This window comes from Archangium violaceum (genome assembly GCF_016887565.1).
Taxonomy (GTDB): Bacteria; Myxococcota; Myxococcia; order Myxococcales; family Myxococcaceae; genus Archangium; species Archangium violaceum_B.
On record NZ_CP069396.1, the window covers coordinates 13,085,499 to 13,104,027 of the forward strand.

Genomic DNA, 18,529 nt, shown 5'->3' on the forward strand with positions numbered 1-18,529 from the left:
ACTTCCCTTTCGTCGCAATCAGGAGCCGGTGCGTCGGGCCTCGGCCTGGGGCAGTGTACGGGCGGCGAGGCGCAGCAGCTCATCATCCGGAATCTGCTCGGTGGAGAGCACGGACGGGTCGGCCTTGACGGGCTGCACATGGCCCGCGTTGACGACGTGGAAGTGGCCGGTGGCCTGGCCGGGGATCTTCGCGGTGAAGTCCACGCGGGCCTCGCTGAGCATGGGCTTCATCTTCTCGAGCGAGTTCTTCTCCCGCACGCGGCCGACGAACCAGGAGCGGATGGTGTCACGGCACTTGTAGTCGAAGTCACCGGGGCTCTGGGTGGCGAGCATCAAACCCAGACCGGCCGAGCGCGCACGCCGCAGCAGGTTCTCCATGGGCTGCTTGGTGGCGGGCTGCCGGGTGGCGGGCAGGTACATGTCGGCCTCGTCGAACATGAGCACGGCCTGCAGGCCACTGGAGGGGTTGCGGCCGAGCCAGCGAGACACCTCGATGAGGAGCTGGGACACCCAGAAGAGGACGCGGTCGGTATCTCCGAGGAACTTGGTGCTGATGACACTCAGGCGCGTCTTGCCGGGGAGCGCGTGGGCACCGCGGCCGAGCAGCAGATCCATCTCGAGCTTCTCGCCGCCGCTGCCCAGCAGGGCCTCGTTGTTGATGCGCAGCGTCTCGAGATCCTGCACGAGCCTGTCGAACAGCTTGATGTCGAGCCTCCCCACGGCGTTGACCAGCCGAGGATCCTTCTCGTCGATGAAGTAGACGAGCTTCTCCAGGGTGACGCCGGCGGGGGAGAGCTGGACGAGCTGATCGATGGCCTGGATGAGGATGGTGCGCAGGGACTTGTCGCGCCCGGTGTGCTTGTAATTGAGCATGCCGCCGAGGGCGTCACCCGCGAGCTGGGTGGCCTGCTTGCGATCGAACTCGGGCAGGGAGTCGAGCCCATCCGGGACGATGGGGATGGCGAGCGGGCGGCCATGGGGGTGCCCGGGGGTGAAGAGGGCCACGTCGAGCCGTTCACGCAGCAGGGCGCGGCGCTCGGAGCGGCGCGGATCATCGAGCTGGCGTGACCAGAGGGTATCGGTGGCGTAGCCGGCGAGGTCACCCTTGCGGTCGATGAGGATGGCGGGGACGCCCTGGATCAGCAGCTGCTCCACGGCGTTGAGCGCGACCGTCGTCTTGCCACTGCCGGTGCCGCCGAGGAACGCGGCGTGCTGCATGAGATCGCCGGGAGAGAGGAGGACGGAGTCCTTGGAGAGACTGTCCAGCTCGCCGATGCGCAGGGGCTCCAGCTTCCGGGCAGGCGCCGGGGGAACGGGCGCGGGCTGCACCGGAGCGGCGGGCTTCGGCGCGGTGCGGATCGCGGGGAGCGGCTGGGCGGCCTGCGGTGCGGTGGTCTGCTGGATCGCGGGAGCCGGACGCGCCGCGGGACGCAGACGATCCAGATCGAGGATGTCACGCAGCGCCTTGATCTGCGTGAGGGGCCGGGCCGAGCGCAGCCAGGCGGCGAAGTCGGCGCGGGACTCGTGGCGCCCGCGGAAGTCCCTCAGCGCGAGCAGGGTGCGGTGATCGCTGTCCTCGATCACCGAGCGGCGCCCACCCTGGCTGATGAGCCGGCCGAGCTCCTCGGCGGCCTGGGTCTTCGGGTTGTTGGGGAAGGCGGTGGTGCGGACGACGACGGGGGTGCGGCCCTTCTTCTCCTTGCGGGCCTGTTCGATCTGCCGCGCGAGCGCCCCACCCTGCGGCCTGCCATTGCACAGGGCGACGTGGAGCTTCCCGTCCCCGGGAGAGACCTCCACGTGGATGGACTCACCAAGAGTCGTGGCCTCGAAGCGGTGCCCGCTGTCCACCTCGTCGGTGCTGGCACGCAGGGCCCAGGCGAGGAGCACCGCCAGCTCGGAGTCATCATCGGGCGGCGAGCCCTTGTACCCGGCGCGGAAGTCGTTCCAGAGCTGGTCCAGAGCCGAGCTGATCGGCTGGGGATGCTGGGTGATGCGCTGCTCCACCTTCCCGGGCAGGTCCTCCACGAGGGGGAAGTGCTCGGGGAGACGGCCCTCGCGGATGGCGCGCTCGCGGTAGCGGCGGCACTCGTTGAGCACGTCGCGGGCACGCATGCCAGCGAGGGCCTCGAAGCCCTCATGCGGGAAGGGGTACGTGGGCTCCGCCGCGTCGAAGGGCGCGTTCTCCTGGTCGTAGAGGTACTCGAGGCGGCGCTCGGCGATGAGCCGGGCCTCCTCGGCGGTGCGCAGGCTCTGCAGGATGATGGGCGCGGGGTCCAACAGGATGCGATCCAACATGGGCCGCGTGAGCTGCGTGTTCATGCTGTCCCAGAAGTCGCGCAGACAGCTGATGACGATGAGGGACGAGGGGACCCGGTCCGCCAGATCGCAGATCGTCTGCATGGCGCGCCGGAAGGGCATGCCCGCGTCCTGGGGCTCGTAGATGTCCTCGAGCTGGTCCACGCACAGCACCAGCGAGTGCCCCAGCGCCCGCATCAGCCGGCCGAGGTGCTCCACCATCTTCTTCGGATCGTCATCGTGGATGCGGGGCACCATCCCGCCGAGCACCTTGCGATCCGGATCCGAGAGATCCTCGCAGCGCAGGTACTTGAGGACGCGGCTCTTGATCTTCGGCTCGTTGCGCTGGAGGTAGAGGATGGCGCGCATCAGATCCAGATCGATGTCCGTGAGCTCGGGCAGGGAGATGAGCTCGTCGGTGGCGTCGCTGATGATCTGATGAACGTCCTCGACGTCCGTCTCGTGCTGCGTCAGGCCAGCGGCCCACTTGCCACAGCGGGAGAAGAGCGCGCTGGAGAGCTTCATCAACCCGGAGCCGGGCTGCGAGGGCTCGCAGTAGGGCTGGTCGAGCGAGTCGATGAGGTTGGCGAGGACGTAGCGCCCGTAGTTGGGCGTGGCCGTCGTCATCTGCATGTAGCCGACGAAGCCCAACGACTTCTCGTGCACGCGGGCGCGGAAGGCGCGCACCAGGTGCGTCTTGCCGCAGCCGGACTCGCCGAGCAGCAGCAGGATGCGCCCCGAGTCCAGGCCGGGCGGCGTGGTGGCGCGGGTGAGCAGACGCTCGAAGGAGGTGCGCGCCTCCTGATGCACATGCTCCACGTCGAACGGGTCGGGCCGCCAGATCTCATGGCGGTGCTGGATGGAGTGGAAGACCTCGGTGCGATCCGAGAGGAATGCGGCGAGACGGAGATCGGGCTGGCTCATCGGGAATCCCTTGCACCCGCGAGAGAGGAAGCGACTACAGGGCGATGAAGTGGAAGGTGGCGCCGAGGTAGCGCGTCTCCGAGTCGGCGACGTCCGCCGGATCCATGGCCTCCACCAGGTCGGCCCGGCTCAGCGAGAGGAACCGCTCGCGGTTGGCCGCGATCAGCCTGTCCTTGAAGCTCTTCTCGTCCAGGCCCTGGAGCTGGTCGCGCAGGGAGCGCCAGACGTGGGAGATGAAGATCTTGTCCTCGCCGAAGCGCCCGCTCGTCGAGGCCTTCGCCGCCTCCCGCACCCGCTCGGCGAAGCCGCGCAGGTCCTCCTGCTTCGGCTCCGAGTCGAAGAGCGGCGGCTCGGGAGGAGCGGCGAGCTCGTTGCGCCGCGCCGGGGAAGTGGAGGGAGCCGTGGGGGCCTGGGTGACGGGCTCCGAGGAGGGTACGAGCCAGGAGCGCATGGCGGCCAGACGGAGGCTGTCCGCGTCCGAGCGCCGGGCGCCGACGCTCTTGGCCGCGAGCTGCCGCATGGCCTGGGTGGGCTCGGCCTCGCGCGAGGCCTGGAGGGCGCGGGCGAGCAGCACGGCCTGCACGGCGGCCAGGGTGAAGGGCTTGTCCGTCTCGATGCCGAGCTGCTTCCAGCACAGCGCGTCACGCACCTGGGTGAGGCTCCTGGAGCCAGGAGCCTCGTTGCCCAGGTGCTTCTGCACGAGCACCGCGCGCATGCCATCGGCGGTGCCGAGCCGGGCCAGGTTGCCGGAGGACGGTGGCAGCTCCAACACCCGCGCCAGCAGGTGCGTGTTCTTGAGCTTCTTCCAGGAGGTGCCCTCCAGGCGCTTCACCCCGAGCCACGCGAGGGCATGGGTCCGCCCCTGGGAGGTGAGCTCGAGACCATTGCGCGCCGTGCGCCGCGCGAGTCCGCCGGCCTCCAGGGCCGCGAGCGTCTCGTCGAGCCGCGTGTTCCACTCGCTGGCGCTCCAGCGGTGCTCGGTGAACGGCTTCAGCGCGCGAGACAGGTCGCTTCGAGCCCCCTTGCCTTCCGCGCGCGTCGACAGCCACGCGAGCGCCAGCTCACCCAGACGAGAAACGTGCCCCTCCATGATGATCTACCTCCCCCCGCGAGGGCTCCTTCATGAGGGCCTCGCGTCGTTGCGAGATGACTTCCGAGATAGTGTCGAGGATTTCCTCGAGCCGCGCCACCACGTCCTGGGCGAGGAAGCGCAGCACCAGATACCCGTGCCGTTGAAGTGCGAGATCCTTGCGCCGGTCGCGCCGGTAGTCCTCCGGATCCTTGAAGTGATGGTAGCCGTCGATCTCCACCGCGAGCGAGAGCCGACGGGCGAGCAGGTCCACCTCGACCTGCCTGCCCCTCAGGAGGAAGCCCGGTGACGCGTTGAGCTCGAACAGCCCGTGGGTGGTGGGGTGCTCTCCGAGGCAGGCGTAGAGGAACCGCTCCTCGGCGCTGCGCGCGCGATCCTCGGGCCCGTCTCCCCGAGAGGGCCGCTGGTGCTCGCGGACCACTTCGCCGAAGAGCGTGAGCACCTCGTCCGACACGCCGTCCCGCGCGAGCCGGGCCAGCGGGGCGGAGAGCTCCTTCGACGGCTTCACTCCGAGTGCTTCCAGCTTTCGACCGAGTGTCTCGGCGGAAGGAGCGTCGAGCTCGAGGAGGCCCTCGCGCACCATGGTGAGGGCCTTGGACGCCTCGCCGTGCAGGTAGGCGTCGAGCGTGGGCCGATCCGCGGTCAGGGCGATGACGAGGGAGGGAATGGAGGCACACAGCTTCGAGGCGATGCGGGCCGCGCGTGCCAGTCCCTCGGCGCCGGAGCCGGTGAGCAGCAGTGCGGGGGCGGTGGCCGGGGGGAGGATCGCATGAAGTGCCGCGAGCGCGCGGATGGCGTCCCGGCCACAGGCCTCGAGCACCGCGTCGAGGGGGACACCTGGATTGTGGACAACTTGTGGTTGGAGGAGACACCTGCACACGCGGGTGGAGTCTCCATCGGGAGCCGAGGGGAGCAGCTCCTGGAGGAGGACGTCTCGCTCGTGGGACGTCTTCGCCTTCAAGCGGGAGGGCAGCTCGCCCGGAGCGAGGCCAGCGGCCCCACCGAGGAAGTCCGCCGCGGCGGACTCCAGACTTCCGAGGCGTGCGAGCGTCTCCAGCCAGGCGCGGGTGACCTCGACCTCGCTGGTGGCGAGCACGGTACAGACGGGCCGGTGGAGGGAGTCGAGCCAGCGACGCCAGAGGGAGGAGGCGAGACCGGGAGGGCCTGCGAGCACGGTGAGCGTGGGGATGCCCTGCTCACGCCGACGCTGATGCCGTTCCAACTCGTGGAGGGCGAAGGCATCGCTCCGTGTGTCGGGTCCGCCAAGGGGCACGGACACGAGCGTCCTTGAAGTCGAGGCCCGGCATCAAGGGGGGCTACCCGGGTCCGGTGTCAGGCAGTGGGCATCCCACGATGGAGAGTCGCTCCCTCCACTTCGAGGTCCATCGAGCGTTTGAGGCATCATCCAGCCAGGGGGGAGTTCATGGGTCAACGCGCCATGCTCACAGCCGCGATGGGGCTGCTGGTCCTGGGAACCGGGTGCCCGCATACCTATCGAAAGGGCGGTACGCTCGATCGGGCGATGGAGAAGGACGAGCGGGAGAATCGCCAGCAGCGCAATCAGGAGTTCAGGGAAGAGGCGCTCCGACAAGAGGTGAAGCAACGAAACAATCAACAAGAGAAGGAGGAGGAGGAAGACGAGGAGAGGATCTGCCCCGATGACAAGGTAGAGGACTGGAATTGTAGGACCCTGCCCTGTCAGGTGACTTGCAAGTGAATCGAAGCACTCTCCTTGCCCTGGCTCTTGGGTTCTTGCTCCCGTTACCGCTCGTGTTCGTTGCCGGCACGGCGTATCGGGAATCCTGGAATGACTCTCGTTGGAGAGCCGCACAAACGGCTCCCGTATTGCCAATGGAGGAGACCTGGAAGCTGCAGACCTACGGAAAGCACTGTTCGGGACGTGGGGATTGTGAACATCCCCTCGGGTGTTTGAGCTTCATCCTCGACGAACGCGATGGGCTCTGTACCGACAGCAGATGTCAGACGGACTCACAATGCGAACAGGGAGAGACCTGTCAATCATTCCGCACGTTGGATGAAGGTCCTCTGGTTCGTGTGTGCGTGAACCCGGGATTGAGAGCAGAGGGTGAGTCGTGCGTGCACACGACGGATCGTGAAGAGAAGACCTGCGCACCGGGTCTGCGCTGCAACGAGGGATGGTGTGGCCGCCCCTGCCTGTTGGACGAGCCACCGGGTTGCCCGGAGGGCTTCTTCTGCCAGGACGGCCTGAATGGACCCTCGTGCTTGCCCACCTGTGAGCGCGGGGTCTGCTCCAAGGGTCAGCAATGTGTCCGGATGAAGGGCGGCGCCTCGGTGTGTGGCGTGCTGCGTGGGAAGGGATGTCTCAAGAAGGCCTGCCCCGAAGGCCAGCAGTGCGTCCTCGGAGAACCCCTCCAGACGGATACGGGCCTGGAGATATGGATGTCGTGCGCCCAGTCTTGTGGCACGGACAAGCCCCTTTGCGCTAAAGGCTCGGTCTGTATCCTGGGAGTGTGCCGCTCCACCTGTGATCCCGAACGGCCAGAGGCCTGCCGTCCGGACGAGCTGTGCCTTTCCTACCCCCGGGGTGCTGGATCCGCTGTGTGCTGGCCGCGGTAGTGATGCCGGGCCCTCGGTGTGTCAACCGCGTCACCCGGAATCCTCGCCCCGCGTGCTTTTTCTCTCGCGCGGCCGCCTCCGTGCGTCTACTCAACGGGTATCATCTTCGTCCCCGCTCAGGAGGCACCCGCACCCCATGGCCGCGCTCACCATCGGCTTCCTCATGGACCCGCTCGAGGGCGTTCGGGTGGATCATGACTCCACCTTCGCCCTCATGCTCGAGGCCCAGCGACGCGGGCATCAGGTGCGCTACTTCGAGCAGCCCTGGCTCCGCTTCGGCGGCACCTCCGCCGAGGCCCGCATGCGCACCGTCACCGTGCGCCGCGAGCCCGGCAACCACTTCGACCTGCTCGACGAGCAGATCCGCCCGTTGTCGAGCCTCGACGTGCTCTTCCTGCGCAAGGATCCGCCCGTCGACGCCGACTTCATCCAGGCCACCCAGCTGGTGGAGCTGTGCAACGGCCGCGAGCCCGTCTTCCTCAACAACCCCACCGGCATCCGCGATGCCAACGAGAAGCTCTTCGGCCTGCGCTTCCCCGAGCTCATGCCCGAGACGCTCATCGCCCGCGACATGGTGGCGCTCTCCCGGTTCGTCGCGAGCCATCCCCAGGGCACCATCCTCAAGCCCGTCGAGGGCTTCGGCGGCCAGGGCATCGTCTTCCTCCAGCCCGGAGACCGCAACACCCGCTCGCTCCTCGAGGTCCTCACGCTCGGAGGCCGCAAGGCCATCGTCGCCCAGGCCTACCTCCCGGAGAGCCGCCAGGGTGACAAGCGCATCATCCTCGTGGACGGCGAGCCCTGTGGCGCGGTGCTGCGCGTCCCGGCCCAGGACGACCACCGCGGCAACATGGCCGCGGGTGGCACTCCGGTGAAGACGCAGCTCACCCCGCGCGAGCTGGAGATCTGCGCCCGGCTCAAGCCGTCGCTCCAGGCGCGGGGCCTGTACTTCGTGGGCATCGACGTGATTGGCGACTGGCTCACCGAGGTCAACGTCACCAGCCCCACCGGCATCGCGGAGGTGGACAAGCTGGACAACACCAACGTCGAGGCGAAGGTCATCGACGTCGCCGAGCGGCTAGCGGGCAGCAGGCGCTGAGCGCCGTGGGGACGACGCACCATGTGGGTCAAGGAACTGATCATTCATAACATCCGCAGCTTCGAGAGGCAGGAGTTCTCCTTCACTCACGAAGACAAGCCTTACCGCTGGGTGACCTTGCTGGGTGAAAATGGTGGCGGCAAGAGCACGGTGCTTCAGGCACTTGGCCTTCTCATGGCAGGGCCGGAGGGAGCGCAAACGTTGATTCCCCGCCCGGTGGGATGGTTACGGGATGAGTCGAAGCAAGGCCTTCTGCACGTTCGCTTTCACCAAGGGAAAAAGGACCCGGGAAAGGCGAAGAAGCCATCGAAGCTGTTTCACCACGACTTGATGGTGACAGGTAGGAAACCCCTATCTTTGAGGGGCCGGGTTTATACGGAGCCCACCATCGTAGGGTTTCCCTCACCGCACCTGTCGTGGCTGCGCGAGCACGCCTTCTCCTCAAGGGGACAGGGGTGGTTCGCAGCCGGATACGGCGCCTTTCGGCGTCTGACACGTTCTCAGCAGGTCATTGTCCCAGCACTAGAGCCCCAGGCGCGTTACACGAACTTCCTCACCCAGTTCAACGAGGACGAGCCCCTCGCGACATTCGAGCGGTGGATGGTCTACCTCGACTATGTCAGCGCCAAGAGGCGTCAAAGCTCCCGTCAAGCCGAGCGCCAGCGCGACCTGGGCATTAATGCGATCAATAGCATGCTGCCTAGAGGGACTCGCTTCGATAGCGTAACTGAGCAGGGACGCATCCTCTTCGACGTGGGAGGTCGGAAGGTGCCAACGATCGCGATGAGCGATGGCTACCGGAGCGTCCTGGCGCTCGCCGGAGATCTGGTCTGGAGGCTCATCCAAGCCTTCCCCAAGAGTGCCAATCCCCTTCATGAGGAAGGGGTGGTGCTCATCGACGAATTGGACATCCACCTGCACCCCCGCTGGCAGCGGTACATCGCCGGCTGGCTGCGTGAGCAATTCCCGAAGCTCCAGTTCTTCGTCGCGACGCACAGCCCCTTCGTGGCCGCCGGGGCCGGGGAGGATGCCCTCACCTTGCGGCTGACACTCGATCAGGGCGTCACCCGGGTGGAGCAGGTGGAGACCCTTGCGGCCCTCAGCGTGGACGGCATCCTCCAGAGCGAGGCGTTCGGTCAGTTGTCACCCTACTCGCCTCCAACACAGGCCGCTATTGACCGGTATGACGCTCTGGCTCGCAAGAAGAGGCGCAGCCAGGCCGAGCAGAAGGAATTCGCGCGGCTGCGCGCGTTCATGCAGCAGGCCAGGCCCCTCGGAGGTCCACCTGAGCCGGGCTCACTCGATGCGAAGCTGGATGCCTACATCGACAAGGCGCTCCAGGGGAAAGGCCGGGGATGATCCGGGTGAGGCGTGGACGCGCGCCCGACGTCCTGACTCGCAATCGGGCGCGGTGGTTGAGGGACCTCCAGACGGCACGTACGCCGAAGGAGCGCCAGCGCGTCCTGGACAGGTACCGGCACGAGGACGTGAAGGATGCGCTCGTCACGCTCTTCCACGGCAAGTGCGCATACTGCGAGAGCTCCATCCTGCACGTCGACTACGGACACATCGAGCACTACCGGCCGAAATCGAAGTACCCGAAGCAGGCCTTCACCTGGTCCAACCTCGTCCTGGCCTGCGGCGTGTGTAACGGCAGCGAGCACAAGGGTGACGAGTTCCCGCTCAAGGCTCAGGGAGGCCCTCTCGTCAACCCCTGTACCGAGGACCCGGAGCTGCATCTCTCCTTCGAGTACGATCCCGTGACGAGGCTCGCCAGCGTGCGGGGAAGGACGACACGGGGGGACACCACGGAGAAGTGTCTCGGGCTCAATCGCCAGGATCTGCGCAGACACCGATCGACCCGCGTCAAACAACTCTGGTTCATTGCCCAGCGTGCCACGATCGATCCCAACGCGCGGCGCCTGCTCGACGAAGCGGCCTCGGCATCCGAGGAGTACTCCGCGTTTGCGAACCTGCTTCGGGATGCTCTCTTGAAGGGAATACCGCTCTCGTCCGTCCCGCTGACGAGCTGACCACTTCGAGTCCGTACTGCTGGCCGATCCACTCCAGGTCCCTTCCGTCAATATGGAAACACCGCGTTCCCTGCTGGCCGGAGTGGGAAGCGGAGGAAGGACACCTGGAAAGTATGAAGCGTTGGGCCGTGGTGTTGGCGCTGTGTGGACTGTCTGGGTTTTGGGGCTGTGGTGGCGATACACCCGGGGCGCAGCCGCCCGTGGCATCGGAGAGTGATGCCGGAACCGGTGGGACCCCCAGTGACGGAGGTAACACCCAGGGTGATGGAGGTACTTCGGAGGACGATGCGGGCATGGCGGTGGGGAATGCCTTTCCCCTCTGCAACGCGGAGGGCTGGTGCTGGGAGAACCCCCGGCCGCAGGGCAACCATCTGAAATCCGTCTGGGCCGCCAGTGCCAGTGACGTGTGGATGGTGGGTGAGCGCGGCATCCTCCAGCGCTGGGACGGGACGGGCTGGACGTACTTCCCCTCGCTGACCACCGGCACGCTGAACTCGGTGTGGGGCAGCAGCCGGCGCGACGTGTGGGCCGTGGGCGAGGCCGGCGTCGTGCTGCACTGGGACGGTACCGGCTGGAAGTCGGTGCAGAGCGGCACGAGCAAGGTGTTGTACGGCGTGTGGGCCAGTGGCCCGAGCGACGCGTGGGCCGTGGGCGAGGCCGGCACCCTGCTGCATTGGAACGGCTCGGCCTGGACGTCGGTCACGAGTGGAGCCACGACCACCTTCCGCTCCGTCTGGGGCGCGAGCGCGAACGACGTGTGGGCCGTGGGCGGGGCCGCCTCGGGTGGCTGGGTGCACCACTGGAACGGGACGGAGTGGACGTCCGTCTCCATTCCCATCACGGTCAGCTCCCTCTACGACGTCTGGGGCAGCGCGCCCGGTCATGTCGTGGCGGTGGGCACGAGCGGCAAGGTGCTGCGCTGGAATGGCAGTGCGTGGTCCGTCGTCACCACGCCCTACAGCGCGGACCTGACCTCCGTGTGGACCCGGGGTCCCGACGACATCCGGGCCACCGCTCCGACCGCGGTCATCCGCTATGACGGCTCGAGCTGGTCCGCGGCTTCGTTCCCGGTGCAGAAGGTGAACGCCGTGGGAGGCACGAGCGCGGGGGATCTCTGGATCGTCGGGGATTATGGCGACGTGCGGCACTTCGACGGGCTGGGCTGGGCGCGCAGGTCCGAGGGCGAGAGCAACCAGAACCTCCAGGGTCTGCTGGCCTTCGGGTCCAACGACATCTGGGCGGTGGGTGGCACGGATGCCGGTGTCCTGCACTACGACGGCGAGGCCTGGCGGACGGTCTCGACGGGCAGTGACTACCGCTTCAAGGCACTGTGGGGCAGCGCCCCCAACGATGTCTGGGCGGCCGGGGAGATCCTCTACCGGTGGAACGGCGCGACGTGGAGCTCCGCCGCCGCGCAATCGGGGCTGTGGCTGGGCGGTTACAACGACGTGTGGGGCAGCGGCCCGAGTGACGTGTGGACGGTGGGCACCAACAAGGTGGGGCGCTGGAACGGCTCCACCTGGAAGGTGACGCAGGTGACCTCCACGACGACCCTCACGGGCCTGTGGGGCAGCGGACCCGACGACGTGTGGGTGACGGGCAGCGATGGCCTGCGCCGCTGGAATGGCACCGCGCTGACGACGGTGACACTGCCGTCCACGGCCTGGCTCAACGACGTGTGGGGCAGTGGGCCCGGCGACGTGTGGGTGGTGGGCAAGGCGGGCAAGGCCTTCCACTGGGATGGCACGGCCTGGACGGATGTCTCCACACCCCTGGGCGTGGAGCTGTTCTCCGTCCGTGGCAACGGAGCGGGAACGGTCTGGGCCAGCGGGGACAGTGGCACCCTGCTGCGCTGGACGGGCAGCAGCTGGGCCACCGAGGACACGGGGGTGAACCGCCCGTTCCGGGGTGTGCTGCCATTGGGTGACCAGGGCCTGCTCGTCGTCGGCCCCGGTGGCACCATCCTGCGCAAGAGGCCCTGAGCGGGACTCCAGGCGTTGACCTCCGAGGCCCGCTCTGGCCTCGGAGGAGTGTCACGACCCTCCGCATCCGTACGTCCTCCCGGCAGCGCTTTTCACGGCTGCACGCTCAGGACGCCACCGATGCCCAACATCGTCACTCCGCAGATCGCTACATCCGCAGAGCTCTGGTTCGATCCCTCCGGGGGCACGGAGCAGCCAACGCGGATCGACTTCTCCATGACGCAGACGGATGGGGTCAATGCCCCCTATCCCGGCGGTGGAACGATCACCCGCAGCCGCGAGGGCATCGACCTCTACCTGGACATCGCCTGCACGCAGAAGCTCAATTTCTCCGAGAACCAGGCGCGCCTCACCCCCGCCCAGCTCAAGACCCAGGACTTCGGCGGTGGCAAGACGGGCATCACCTGTTACATGAAAGGGATTGTCGCCACCGGCATCGTCCCGATCCGTCTGACCCTGGTGTTGGATCTCCTGGAGACGTCGGAGCGGAAGCAGACCGACTTCATCACCGGCGCCAAGAGCAACCGCATCAACGTCATCCAGAACGACGCGGGCGCCTCCAAGGACATCACCGTCAAGGCCGCCGCCGTATTGACCCCCAAGGTCCTGATCGGCAACACCGAACCGTTCGACCCTCGGGTCTACCCCAGCGGCGCTCCCACCGTCGTCACCCTCACCTACGAGAGGACCGACAACGACTCCACCGCCGCCTACAACGGCACCGGCGAGCTCTCCCTCTCGCCGAAGGACGCCAGAATCCAGCTCTACACCGACGCCTCCTGCACCACGAAGCTGGCGGTGACCGACGGCAAGGCGGTGATTCCCTCCGCCAACCTGGCGCTGAATGCTCCCCTCCCCTTCTTCATGAAGGCGGCACCGGATGTCTCCCCCGCCACGGTCATCCTGACCCTGGGCCTCAAGCCCCACAGTGACCCCAAGCAGGTCGTACCGGCCGGAACGGCGGCCCGGCAGGTATCGTTGCTCCCCGTCAATACCGTGACGCCCCGCGTGGCGCTCGACCTTCCCCGGGAGCATGACGGCGCCCTCTGGTTCCCTTCGCTCGTTGGCACCTCGCCCAAGGTGCTGCTGTCGATCGATCAGACCGCCGGCAAGGTCCTCCCCTACAAGGGCGCCGGAGTGCTGCAGCGCGGTTCCCCCAGCCTCCAGTTGTTCTGGAACGAGGAACGGACCCGGCCGGTCGCCTTCTTCGACAACCAGGCTGTCATCCCCAATGCTCTGCTCACCGCGGGCAAACCCCTCGAGCTCTACCTCGTGGGCACGGCCCCCGGTGATGTGGCGTTGAGTCTGTCCCTGCATGATCCCAAGGACAGGGCGTTCGCGCTGGCCTCTCCCGCCTCCGTCACGGTCCCCGTCAAGGCAGCCAACTTCATTGGCAAGACGCTCGCCCCTCAAGGAACGGTGGCGCCGGGGCGGTTGACTCCCGTCAAGGTCGCCATCACCCAGAGCAATGCGTCCGCGTCCTATGGTCAGGATGGCACGTTGGTGCGCGGCGATGCCCGGCTCCTCGTCTTCGCCGCCCTCGATGGGACTGGAAAGGGCAAGGATCCGCTCTTCGCGGACAAGAAGCTGGATGCTCCCATCTCCAACGTCGACCTGAAGGCGGGCAAGACCTTCTACCTGACCTGGGACGGTCCGCTGGACAAGGAGGTCTCCTTCGCCCTCGAGTTGCCGGCGCCGAACAAGCCCTACTTCATCATCCAGCCCTCCAATCAGCTCAAGCCCGAGACGGTCAACGGCGCGGTGCCGGTCTTCGTCGAGGCCACCAACACCGTGACGCCGGTCATCGACACCGAGTACGACCTGGTGTTGCTCGACACCTCCTCCGAGGCGAAGAACAGGACCACGCCGGTGCGGGCGCGGTTCTACGTCACGCAGAGCGCGCCCAACACCCCCTACACCTGTGACGGCGAGCTGAAGCGGGACAACGGCAACGTCCGGGTCTACCTCGACGAGGCTTGTACCCTCGAGCTCAACTTCCGCGACGACAAGGCCCTCATCCCCAATGCGGCGCTCGTCGACCCGACCCGGGTCTACTACTTGCGAGGCGTTGCGTCCGGAAAGAGCACGCTGACCCTGAAGGCCAAGGCGCCGGAGCCGTCCGTCTCCGCTCCGGCTGTCACGGTGGCCAGCGAGGCGAAGCGGGAGCTCGCCGTCATTCCCTTGAAGCTGACGGTCCATCGCGACGACGGCGGCACCTCGCCCATCACCGAGGTGCCCATGACCCCCCGGGGCATGCGCCAGGAGGGCCGCTTCCTCCACGTCCAGAACGTCCAGAAGCAGTACGGTCGCGCTAAGTTGGTGCTCAAGAAGGTCGACACCAGCACCTGGCCGGTGGCGGCGGCCTCGTATCAGGTGCTCGTGAGCGTCGTCTCCACCCAGGACCGGTTGACCCTCTACGACAGCGAGGCCGGAAGCACCGTGGCCGCGGACAAGGATCACCCGCTCGCCCTCGGCAAGACCGACGTGGGCGCCAGCGACAAGTCCTATTGGGCCGAGGGCAAGGCGGTGAGCGCCGACCTGTGCGACGTCCGCGTCGAGCTCGGCCTGCGCCGCGACGACCGTGTCGGCGAGAGCTGGCCGGACCGCCAGCCTTCACTGCGCAATGGCGACTGGGCGGCGATGACCGTGGTCAAGATCGTCCGGGTCACCCCCGATATCGATGGCTGGAAGCAGTATGTGAACCAGCCGCCGGATCGCTCCCTGCTCGCCAACGACAACGGCAATCCCTCGAAGAACGGCCGCGGCGTCCTGGTCACCGCCGAGGTCGAACCGGCCAAGGCGGGCATCGATGTCGACTTCATGCTGTGGGGGTTCAATGGCAATGGCAACGCCGCCGTCGGGACCCCCCGGGTGCCCAACGTCCCGGACGAGCTCAAGGCCGCTGACAAGCACGTGACCGCGGCGACCGGCTCCGATGGCAAGGCCAGTGCCCGGATCAAGCTCTCCCGCTACGGTGGTGACAAGTTCCACGCCGTGGCCTTCCTCGCCGATGACGCCCGCAAGGGCGAGACCGAGCTCGGGGCGAAGGGAGACACCGCGCCGGCCAACACCCGGTCCAAGCCTCTCCAGGTCTGGCAGAAGATCTTCTATACGCTCGCGGTGATGCGGCGCCATGGCGGTGGCGACTACACCAACCGCGCCAATGAGCCGACCTTCATCAACCAATACGCCGCCTCCTTCCTCGAGATGGAGCGCAAGGGCAATGTCCTGGTCGTTCCCCATACGGGAGTGGTCACCAAGGCCAATGCCACGGGTGCGTGGTGGAATGGCAACGGGCTGCCCGCCCCGACCGAGCGCACGTTCGACCTCGTGCTCATGGATACCATCGCCTCCGGCGCCCCCACCCCCAAGCAGATCCAGATCACCGCTCCCACGCTGGTGATGGTGTCGAAGGTGCTCAATGACCCCTACGACCTCTCCGCCAAGGCCAACTGGCTCGTCGCGGGAAGTGGGAAGGTGCTGGCGCTGGACAACAGTGTGATCAACGCCATCCCGGATGACCGCGTCTCCCTCACCTACGAGGGCGAAGCCAGCTTCAAGCTGAAGATCAACATCTTCGACCTGTTGGGCGGGCGCGCGCTCGACCAGGTGAAGGTCCAAGTGACCTTGAGGAGACAGACCATCGTCTCGGGCTTCTCCTCGGGGAGCAAGACCTTCGTGGGCATCCGCAACCGGGAGCAGAAGGCGGCCACCCTCGCCGGCTACGACGCGACCGCGTCCGCCAACCACACCATGTGGCACGAGACCGGCCATTACCTCGGCCTCACCGCGAACAAGGTGCCGAACCAGGGACAGAACGGCAATGTCCATTGGTATCTCGGTCGCAACAACCAGACCCGCTACAACTTGAAGAACCCGCCGCCGCCGGACAGGGTGAGCGAGGTCGCTCCTCCCTACGGCGCCCAGATCGGCACGGGCAATCATTGCAGGTCCGCGGTCGAGACCTTCGTCGCGGCCCAGCTGGACACCGGCCAGCTCGTCGATGTGGGAGTCTCGCCCTCGTGCATCATGTACCACTCACTCTCCACGCCCATCACGGTGAACTACTGCCCCAACTGCGGCCAGGCCCTGCGAGCGAGGGATCTCTCCGTCCCCAAGGTGGTGGGAGACACCGACTTCTAGGCACCTTCCGAAGAGATTCCCTCGACTGAGCGGAGCAAGACATGAGCGACGATTTCCGCATCCCCGCGACCCTCTGGTACGACCCGCAGCCCTCCTCACCGAAGTTCACCCAGGCCTTCGCCAACCTGGCCTTCACGCTTCAGCCCGGGCAGAGCGCCAATGGCCCGAGCGTCGCCTTGCTCGGTGTGTATGAGCTGGGCTGGCCCTACACCGAGCTCTACGGCGAACAGCTTCCCAAACCCGTCACCGTGGTGGCGATCCACTCCACCAGCGGGCAGGTCTTCCTGTCGGACCTCAATCCCGCCATCGAGGACGAGGAGGAGGACGCCATCCTCCCGCTGATGAGCGACGAGGATGCCGCCGGCCCCGGGCCCGCCCGCAATGCCTTGCGCGAGAGCGGCTACTTCAACGTCGACCTCTGCGCCCTGCTCAACCTTCCGCCGGATCAGGCCTACTACCAGGTCTTCCTCTGGTTGGATGATCTGGTGACGCCCATCCAGACCGTCCAGGTTCCGGCCAATCCCGCGCGCAAGGGAACCGGGCAGTCGCCCTACGAGGTGAAGAACGGCGACCTCCTCGCTTTCGGCGCGTCGCCCAAGTCTCCCAAGGCCGTGGCCGGGGTCATCCGGACGGATCTCGACTTCCAGGCGGGCAAGTCCTACCGCGTCCAGGGCACGCTGCCGCCGGGAGCCCTGGACACTCCGCCGACAGGAGGAGCCTCTGGAAGCCCGGTGCTCACGGTGCTGGCCTTCGATCGGCAGAGCCGTCTGTACGCCTGGAACGCCAGCACGGCGGCCTACGGCAAGATGAAGAGCAGCGCGGCGCCCTATTTCAACTTCGACCCCTTCCGCCTCATCAGCCAGCCCAGATCGCCCGAGAACATCTACGTCGTCACCGTGCTCGGCAACGTCCGCAACGAGGTGCTGGTCATCTTCACCGACTACCAGCGCGCTCCCTGACGTCTGGAGCCGCGCTCAGCTCCCCTCGCCCGTGATGGCGAGGGAGATGCTGCAGCCGGTGTTCGAGCCGTTGGTGATGTCCGTGGTGCTCAGCGTCGCGGACAGCACGCGGCGGCCCTCGTGCAGCGACACGGAGCCCGTCGCGCTCACGTCCAGCACCCTCGGCTGGGTGTCGGACTGGCTGGCGGAGCGCACCACCGAGGAGTTGAGCTGGAACGAGCCGAGCAACGCGGCGTCCTCCTTCGGTCCGCGCGCATAGACATCGCCCGTCAGGTGCACCTCGAGGTTCGAGGACGGATCGATGACGTCGAGGGTGGCCTTCCGCCCGCTGTCGCTCTGCAACAGCTGCACGGTGGGCGCCAGCAGGTAGGGGCTGAAGGGGCACTGCCCCACCGGTGTGGCGTTCTGGACGGTGTACACCCCGGAGATGTCCGGACAGCCCTCGGTGCAAGGCTCCAGCTGGCTGCCACAACCACTGGAGGCCAGCGCCAGGAGCACGACGGGAAGGGAGACGTGGCGGACCATGGTCGGGCAAGCTGTGCATCACTCCGGGTGAAGCCAGCCCCGGCCCCCCGGAGGGCGTGCGCGCTGTGCACGGCCGGATAGAGTGACGGCCGTGTGCCCGACAGTTCCGAGGACCCCGTGATGCCCGCGCCGGACGAGACGCTCGACTCCATCGGCACCGCGGGCGTGCGGGTGTTGCAGCGCCGGAGCGGCTACCGCTTCACGTTGGACGCGGTGCTGCTCGCGGCCTTCGCGGCCACCGAGGGCTCCGACGCGGGAGGCCCGTTGTTGGAGCTCGGCGCGGGCAGCGGCGTGGTGTCCTTCCTGCTGGCGTGTCAGTTCGGCCTGGGACCGGTGGACGCGCTGGAGCTGCAGCCCGAGGTGCACGCGCGGCTGATGCGTGCCGTGGCCCTCAATGCCTGTGAGGGACGGGTGCGGCCCGTGCTCGGGGATCTGCGCGAGGCGCGCTCGCTGTTTCCTCCCGGGGCCTACGCGCACGTGGTGTCCAACCCTCCGTTCCGCCCGGCGCACGCGGGGGTGCGCAGCCCGGACGAGGAGCGTGCCGTGTCCAAGCAGGAGCTGGCGTGTGACGCGCCCTCGGTGGTGGCGGCGGCCCGGCATGCGCTGGGCCCGGGGGGACGGGTGAGCCTCGTGTACCCGGCGGCGCGCGTGGCGGAGGTGCTCGGGCTGCTCGTGGCGGCGAAGCTGTACCCGGTGGCCCTGCGCTTCGTGCACGCGCGCGTGGAGGCTCCGGCCACGCGCTTCCTCGTGCACGCGGTGCGCGACAGGCAGCGGGGGCTCGCGGTGCGCCCGCCGCTCATCGCTCACGGAGAGGGCCCCGGGGGCTACTCGCCCGAGGTGGCCTCGCTGATGGAGCCACCCCGGGCCGAGCGGGACTGAGAGGG

12 protein-coding genes are annotated in these 18,529 nt (G+C 67.4%); 8 read left to right on the forward strand and 4 right to left on the reverse strand.

What is annotated here, in order from left to right; genetic code table 11:
• Positions 1-18 precede the first annotated feature (18 nt).
• From JRI60_RS52265 to JRI60_RS52275, 3 genes are read right to left on the reverse strand one after another with little or no spacing between them, the layout of a single operon-like run.
• Positions 19-3,219 (reverse strand): BREX system ATP-binding domain-containing protein, encoded by a 3,201-nt coding sequence (locus JRI60_RS52265; protein WP_204223652.1) that lies wholly within the window; start codon positions 3,217-3,219, stop codon positions 19-21.
• Between the two features lie 34 nt (positions 3,220-3,253).
• Positions 3,254-4,309 carry a hypothetical protein gene (locus tag JRI60_RS52270; protein ID WP_204223653.1) on the reverse strand — a complete coding sequence of 352 codons (1,056 nt, stop codon included), beginning with the start codon at positions 4,307-4,309 and terminating at the stop codon, positions 3,254-3,256.
• Positions 4,281-5,588: an endonuclease domain-containing protein gene (locus tag JRI60_RS52275; protein ID WP_239470240.1), complete on the reverse strand. Its 1,308-nt coding sequence runs from the start codon at positions 5,586-5,588 to the stop codon at positions 4,281-4,283. The genes JRI60_RS52270 and JRI60_RS52275 overlap by 29 nt, the downstream gene beginning before the upstream one ends.
• 144 nt (positions 5,589-5,732) lie before the next feature.
• On the opposite strand from JRI60_RS52275, the gene JRI60_RS52280 reads away from it, so the two are divergent.
• The 7 genes from JRI60_RS52280 (at position 5,733) to JRI60_RS52310 (ending at position 17,120) form a co-directional block, all read left to right on the forward strand.
• Positions 5,733-6,026, forward strand: coding sequence for a hypothetical protein (locus tag JRI60_RS52280; protein WP_204223654.1), 294 nt, complete (start codon positions 5,733-5,735; stop codon positions 6,024-6,026).
• Positions 6,027-7,043: 1,017 nt separating this feature from the next.
• On the forward strand, positions 7,044-8,003 hold the full coding sequence (gene gshB, locus JRI60_RS52285) for a glutathione synthase (protein WP_204223655.1): 960 nt from the start codon (positions 7,044-7,046) through the stop codon (positions 8,001-8,003).
• 21 nt (positions 8,004-8,024) lie between these two features.
• A complete protein-coding gene (locus JRI60_RS52290) occupies positions 8,025-9,362 on the forward strand; it encodes an AAA family ATPase (protein ID WP_204223656.1) in 1,338 nt (445 codons plus the stop codon).
• Positions 9,363-9,367: 5 nt separating this feature from the next.
• Positions 9,368-10,036: a retron system putative HNH endonuclease gene (locus tag JRI60_RS52295; RefSeq protein WP_204223657.1), complete on the forward strand. Its 669-nt coding sequence runs from the start codon at positions 9,368-9,370 to the stop codon at positions 10,034-10,036.
• A gap of 293 nt (positions 10,037-10,329) precedes the next feature.
• The gene (locus JRI60_RS52300) at positions 10,330-12,018 is read left to right on the forward strand and encodes a hypothetical protein (RefSeq protein WP_204223658.1); all 1,689 of its coding nucleotides are present in this window, start codon (positions 10,330-10,332) and stop codon (positions 12,016-12,018) included.
• Between the two features lie 120 nt (positions 12,019-12,138).
• On the forward strand, positions 12,139-16,161 hold the full coding sequence (locus tag JRI60_RS52305; protein WP_204223659.1) for a hypothetical protein: 4,023 nt from the start codon (positions 12,139-12,141) through the stop codon (positions 16,159-16,161).
• Positions 16,162-16,202: 41 nt separating this feature from the next.
• A complete protein-coding gene (locus tag JRI60_RS52310) occupies positions 16,203-17,120 on the forward strand; it encodes a hypothetical protein (RefSeq protein WP_204223660.1) in 918 nt (305 codons plus the stop codon).
• A 15-nt stretch (positions 17,121-17,135) separates the two neighbouring features.
• Here JRI60_RS52310 and JRI60_RS52315 read toward each other — a convergent pair whose 3' ends face one another.
• Positions 17,136-17,645: a hypothetical protein gene (locus JRI60_RS52315; RefSeq protein ID WP_204223661.1), complete on the reverse strand. Its 510-nt coding sequence runs from the start codon at positions 17,643-17,645 to the stop codon at positions 17,136-17,138.
• Positions 17,646-17,765: 120 nt separating this feature from the next.
• Between JRI60_RS52315 and JRI60_RS52320 the strand changes: the two genes are divergently transcribed.
• Positions 17,766-18,524: a tRNA1(Val) (adenine(37)-N6)-methyltransferase gene (locus JRI60_RS52320; protein ID WP_204229475.1), complete on the forward strand. Its 759-nt coding sequence runs from the start codon at positions 17,766-17,768 to the stop codon at positions 18,522-18,524.
• The last annotated feature ends 5 nt before the right edge of the window (positions 18,525-18,529 follow it).

What these genes read in the sequence shown, in the direction of transcription:
- JRI60_RS52265 (WP_204223652.1), bottom strand. Translation starts at nt 3,219, where the DNA reads ATGAGCCAGCCCGATCTCCGTCTCGCCGCATTCCTCTCGGATCGCACC.
- JRI60_RS52270 (WP_204223653.1), bottom strand. Translation starts at nt 4,309, where the DNA reads ATGGAGGGGCACGTTTCTCGTCTGGGTGAGCTGGCGCTCGCGTGGCTG.
- JRI60_RS52315 (WP_204223661.1), bottom strand. Translation starts at nt 17,645, where the DNA reads ATGGTCCGCCACGTCTCCCTTCCCGTCGTGCTCCTGGCGCTGGCCTCC.
- JRI60_RS52290 (WP_204223656.1), top strand. Translation starts at nt 8,025, where the DNA reads ATGTGGGTCAAGGAACTGATCATTCATAACATCCGCAGCTTCGAGAGG.
- JRI60_RS52310 (WP_204223660.1), top strand. Translation starts at nt 16,203, where the DNA reads ATGAGCGACGATTTCCGCATCCCCGCGACCCTCTGGTACGACCCGCAG.
- JRI60_RS52280 (WP_204223654.1), top strand. Translation starts at nt 5,733, where the DNA reads ATGGGTCAACGCGCCATGCTCACAGCCGCGATGGGGCTGCTGGTCCTG.
- JRI60_RS52305 (WP_204223659.1), top strand. Translation starts at nt 12,139, where the DNA reads ATGCCCAACATCGTCACTCCGCAGATCGCTACATCCGCAGAGCTCTGG.
- gshB (WP_204223655.1), top strand. Translation starts at nt 7,044, where the DNA reads ATGGCCGCGCTCACCATCGGCTTCCTCATGGACCCGCTCGAGGGCGTT.
- JRI60_RS52320 (WP_204229475.1), top strand. Translation starts at nt 17,766, where the DNA reads ATGCCCGCGCCGGACGAGACGCTCGACTCCATCGGCACCGCGGGCGTG.
- JRI60_RS52300 (WP_204223658.1), top strand. Translation starts at nt 10,330, where the DNA reads ATGGCGGTGGGGAATGCCTTTCCCCTCTGCAACGCGGAGGGCTGGTGC.